The organism is Paenibacillus sp. AK121 (assembly GCF_019042715.1).
Classification (GTDB): Bacteria; Bacillota; Bacilli; order Paenibacillales; family Paenibacillaceae; genus Paenibacillus; species Paenibacillus polymyxa_C.
Window position 1 is genome coordinate 1 of sequence record NZ_JAHPJM010000035.1, and the last position, 4,225, is coordinate 4,225.

The following is a 4,225-nucleotide window of genomic DNA, read 5'->3' on the forward strand; positions in this document are numbered from 1 at the left end:
GCGGCTTTACCTCAATGCGATGAACGAGGCGAAGCACAGCGCACTGGCCGATATGCTCCAGGGCGGGACTTTTCCGAATTGGATTCTTACCTACGACAACCATCCGCTGATCCACGAGCTATACGCTGATCGAAGGATCGAGACTATTTCGGTCAACTATAGCCTCAGGACCACTCGCAAGGAAAAGGAAGTCCTTCTTCGGTCCTTCTAGGCGGCTAGCGCAAAGACCCGATAGTCTGCGATCCAGCCGGTCAGTTGTGCCAAGTTTGCGGCTTCGTCCATGTTCATACCGCTCCTGGCAAGAGCGATGCCGACAAGCGCATGCTTCGGCGTCGTAAAACGGTCGCAGATATGCCCGTGCTGATTGGAAGCACGACGCCAAAGATGGCCGTCAGTGATCCTGAATGGAATCAAAGTTACAAAGTTATGCTGGCCCGACCCTCGATCTTCGAAGAAGTCGTTCATGAACTGATTGTATTCGAGAGAAGCCGGTTTATCGACCCAATTGTGGCCTGATGCCAGTTGGCCGAACCAAATCGACGCGGGCGGCGGGCGAAGTTGATGCGGCCAAGCTATTACATCAATACCGCCGTCTTTGGACCTCGGTTGATGATCCCGGCCCGGAGTATCTCGCGCCTTTAAACCTATACCCCAGCCTTCGGCACGACGCAGGGCTTCAAGGATGCTTTCCTTCGTTTCGCGCGGAAATCCAAGGCTGATTGCCGGGCCACCAGCATGGCCCGCCACGGCAAGCGTTCCTAAAATCTGATAAACGCGATTGCGAAGTCGTCTAAGGATGTCGCCTTCGGGTGGAACCGTAAGGATAGGCGAACGAGAAATGTGAGAAGCGATCAGGCACAGGAGGTAGAAACAAGCGTTCTCGCTGTCGGCCGAGGAAATCAGGCTAACTTATTCGCCGTCCCCGCTCAAGTCGAAGGGGTAGGCCTCTCCCAAAGCGGTCTTTCGGTCGTTCAGTTCAGTTTCGATCTCTGCTCGGAACGCATCATCTGCCAGATCGAATTCCGCAATATCCTCGGACTGTTCCTCTTGCAGGGTTTTGCGCCCACCTGAAAGTTCATCGAGCCTCGCCTTACCGAATTCATCAAAGAAGGCTCGAAGTTCCAACCAGTCGAGTTGAATATCTGCTCCCGCATTTGATGCGGGCAAAGCCAGCAATGCCATTCTATTTCTTCTCGGCCTTAAGATTCTTCCGCTGCATGACAGCGACGATGGCGTCGGCACGATCAGAGCAGCTTACCGCAAATTCCAAAAGTTCGGGCTGGGCCTCTGGGTCGTAATCCGCAGCGGTTTCGAGACTGGTCTTCAAGGTGGCGGCCGAAGCAACTATGTTCGCTGCAAACAAACTGGAGCGCGGCGTCGCCGTCACGACGGCATCTTCCAAATTGCCGCGTTCGGTAAGTTCGCGCAACGCTGCGGTGTGCGCGATCACCGACTTAAGGCGGTTCAAATCCTTGGCTTGGGTCTGAATGACTGGTTCAACTTCATCACGCTTTGATCCGTAAAGCCACTTCAGAAGGCGCCGCAGTTCTTCGAGTTTAGCCTGGGGGACCGGGTTCACGATGGGGTCGGCGTTTCGCGCAGGACGGTCCATTCCGAGGTATGTCGTAAATTCGGCGTAGGCGAGGGCGGTGTAGAGATGGGAAAAGCTGAACGATTTCTTGGTTCGCTCATCTAAATCATAGACCCCAGCGCCTTCCGCTTGTCGGATTACATATGCGGCGGTCACCATCCGCAAGAGGGTGTCGTGCTTGTCGCCCATCCGCAAAGCAATATCGGACAACGACAACCCGCCAGGTTTAGCCCGTTCGGTATCGAGCCACCGCAGCGCGAAAAGGGCCTTGGCATAGGCATCCCAGGCTTGCGGGCCATTGATGTGTTTGAAACCGATCAGGTTCTTCGCGCCGTCTTTGTCGGCCACCCGGAAAACGAGGATGTTTCGAAACGAAGCCAAGACGGCGTCGGGCAAACCGTGAGGGGTCGACACACCGCACTCTTTTGCAAGCGCCTTGTCCCGCAAACACTTGATCGCTGCCAGGCGCCTGTTGCCTTCAAGGACGACAAGGCGGTCGTCAGCGGCGTAGACGATCATCGGCTCGATGCCGATGTAACCGTTGAAGCCGAGAGATTGAATCAGTTCGCCCAAATCCGCGGTGCGATTCAGCTGGATGATGATGGCCTGATCCGAAGTGTTCTCGGGTTCTTTATCCGGTGTAAATCGGGGGTTATCCCGATCAAAGTCGAGAAGCTCGACCGAAACCGGAGTTGGTATGGACAGAGGGACGTCGTTTTCTATGGCCATGGCCGGTCTTCCATCATCTTCTCCGAGATTCGGGCAAAATCCGAACCCCGCGCGGCAACGCGCGTTTGAAGCAGTTCCCCGCACCTTGCCCGCGCGCTTGGTCAATGCCAACAGAAAAAGACGCCCGCGAAACGGTCTCCGTCTCGGTTTGAGCGATTTCTTCGTGGGTTGGAACGGAACGGGACCGGAACGGGAAACGTGAAAACCAAAGTGAAAACCCTCGGCGTCAAGGGCTTAGGTTGTCTGCTAACCTATTGAAAATAGTGGTGCCCAGAGCCGGAATCGAACCAGCGACACGCGGATTTTCAATCCCGAAGAATTTCCTTTGATTTCCAAAGCCCCCGGTGAAAACCTTAACGGGACGTATGGGGAACAATGAGCGAAAGGTGGAAACCGGAAAATGGCCGATCGGCTGGCCCCGGAAGCCCGATCCAGGCTTATGTCCCGGGTCCGCGGTAAGGACACCGGGCCGGAACTGGCCGTCCGGCGTGCGGCCCATGCCGCCGGGTTCCGGTTCCGGTTGCACCGCCGCGATTTGCCAGGAACGCCCGACCTGGTCTTCCCCAGGTTCAAGGCCGCGATCTTCGTTCATGGGTGCTTCTGGCACGGTCACGGCTGCAAGAAGGGGCGATTGCCGAAGTCCCGCGAGGATTACTGGGTGCCGAAGATCGCGGCCAACCGGGCCCGGGACGCGGTCAAGCAGGCGCAACTTGAAAGGGCCGGGTGGCGCGTCCTGACGATCTGGCAATGCGAAATCGGCGCGCCCGACGCCCTGGCCGCCAGGATCGCCGGATTCCTCAAGGGCGATTTTTGCGATCGACAAGGCGGGGGCGATCCGCTAGGGTGACGCGGAATCTGTGGAAGGAACGCCCCGACATGAGACCTATCGGAATCGACCTGTTTGCCGGAGCCGGTGGCTTGAGCCTCGGTTTCGAACAGGCTGGATTCGACGTCGCGGCGGCGGTCGAAATCGACCCGGTCCATTGCGCGGCCCACAAATTCAACTTTCCCCGGACGGCCGTGATCGCGAAGTCGGTCGAACACCTTTCGGGCGGGGAAATCCGCCTGGCCGCCGGGATCGGCAACCGGCCCGTCGATTGCGTCTTCGGCGGCGCCCCGTGCCAGGGCTTTTCGCTGATCGGTCATAGAGTTCTGGACGATCCCCGGAACCGCCTTGTTCTGGAATTCGTCCGCATCGTCTCCGAATTGGACGCACGGACCTTCGTTTTCGAAAACGTGAAGGGGCTGACGGTCGGAACCCACAAGCAGTTCCTGCACGAACTGGTCGCGGCCTTTGCGGCGAAGGGTTACGAGGTCCGGTTGCCCTGGCAGGTCTTGAACGCCGGGAATTTCGGGACGCCCCAATCGCGGGAGAGGTTGATCCTCTTCGGCGCGAAGAAGGGAGTCGCTTTGCCGGATTATCCGGCGGCGGCGAGCAAGATCGCGGGGCAGAAGGGGGCGGCCGATTTGCCTCTCGGGCCGACCTGCGCCGAAGCCTTGGACGATCTGCCCGACGCAGAAGCCTTTTCTTCGCTTCTCCATGGCGATGCGGTCAAGACCGCCGCCTTCGGCGCGCCGTCCGCCTATGCCGCCGAAATGCGCTGCCTGACCAACGAGGCGTGGCACTTCTCCCACCCGAGGATCTGGAACCCGGGCGTCTTGACGTCCAGCGCCAGGACCGACCATTCCGATATTTCCCGTCGGCGCTTCGCCGAGACCGAAGCGGGCGACGTCGAACCGATTAGCCGCTTGTTCAAGCTGCCGCCAGGCGGCGTGTCGAACACCCTTCGCGCCGGGACCGACGGGGCCCGGGGCGCGTTCACCAGCCCCCGCCCGATCCATTACCGCTACGACCGCTGCGTAACGGTCCGCGAAATGGCCAGGCTTCACGGCTTCCCCGACTGG

5 protein-coding genes and 1 pseudogene are annotated in these 4,225 nt (G+C 58.9%); 3 read left to right on the forward strand and 3 right to left on the reverse strand.

What is annotated here, in order from left to right; genetic code table 11:
- Positions 1–211 (forward strand): annotated as a pseudogene (locus tag KSP24_RS24925) (DNA adenine methylase); the annotation flags it as partial.
- Here the strand turns inward: KSP24_RS24925 and KSP24_RS24930 are convergent.
- From KSP24_RS24930 to KSP24_RS24940, 3 genes are all read right to left on the reverse strand, one after another.
- Positions 208–747 carry a hypothetical protein gene (locus KSP24_RS24930; protein WP_216977140.1) on the reverse strand — a complete coding sequence of 180 codons (540 nt, stop codon included), beginning with the start codon at positions 745–747 and terminating at the stop codon, positions 208–210. The pseudogene KSP24_RS24925 and the gene KSP24_RS24930 overlap by 4 nt on opposite strands.
- Positions 748–909: 162 nt before the next feature.
- The gene (locus KSP24_RS24935) at positions 910–1,182 is read right to left on the reverse strand and encodes a hypothetical protein (RefSeq protein WP_216977142.1); all 273 of its coding nucleotides are present in this window, start codon (positions 1,180–1,182) and stop codon (positions 910–912) included.
- A 1-nt stretch (position 1,183) separates the two neighbouring features.
- Positions 1,184–2,431, reverse strand: coding sequence for a hypothetical protein (locus KSP24_RS24940; protein WP_216977144.1), 1,248 nt, complete (start codon positions 2,429–2,431; stop codon positions 1,184–1,186).
- Between the two features lie 289 nt (positions 2,432–2,720).
- On the opposite strand from KSP24_RS24940, the gene KSP24_RS24945 reads away from it, so the two are divergent.
- Both KSP24_RS24945 and KSP24_RS24950 read left to right on the forward strand, forming a co-directional pair.
- A complete protein-coding gene (locus tag KSP24_RS24945) occupies positions 2,721–3,167 on the forward strand; it encodes a very short patch repair endonuclease (RefSeq protein ID WP_254207990.1) in 447 nt (148 codons plus the stop codon).
- Between the two features lie 29 nt (positions 3,168–3,196).
- On the forward strand, positions 3,197–4,225 hold a 1,029-nt coding region (locus tag KSP24_RS24950; protein ID WP_216977146.1), incomplete at its 3' end, for a DNA cytosine methyltransferase.